Annotated in this window: 1 protein-coding gene; it reads right to left on the bottom strand. The window is 30.8% G+C overall.

The annotated features are described in order from the left end of the window. On the bottom strand, positions 1 to 415 hold a 415-nt coding region (locus BCT81_RS29140), incomplete at both ends, for a hypothetical protein (RefSeq protein ID WP_157938854.1).

Below are 415 nucleotides of genomic sequence, written 5' to 3'. Positions count from 1 at the left end.
TTATAAGATACTCATTAATTTTATTTGGAACTTTAATTTTTAACCCCTCAAAATCACTCAAAACTAATGGGTACACAACTTCTTCTTTTACATTTTTAATTGGTGAAAACTGGCCATGCCCTTTTATTAAAAGGGTATCTTTTTTATGTTTTTCATGTTCTTTGCAGTAAGATCGATATTTCAATAAGAACCTTTTTTTATCAGAGAATGCCTCTTTTTTATTTTTTTTAGAATATGGTCCCTTTATAAAAACTGCAGCTTCCTCAACCATTTTCTCATCATTTTTCAAGTCTTCTTCTAAAACAAACCTCACCGGAAACAAATCTATTTTCACAGGACGGAAAAAGCCTTCTTCACTTTCGGAAAAACAACTCTTTACCCCAAAATACTCACACCAACTATCTACATTCTTACT

The organism is Vibrio sp. 10N.261.52.A1, from assembly GCF_002876325.1.
In the GTDB taxonomy this organism is placed as follows: domain Bacteria; phylum Pseudomonadota; class Gammaproteobacteria; order Enterobacterales; family Vibrionaceae; genus Vibrio; species Vibrio chagasii.
The sequence above is the reverse complement of the archived record's forward strand: the minus strand, read 5'-3'. Positions and strand labels throughout refer to the sequence as shown.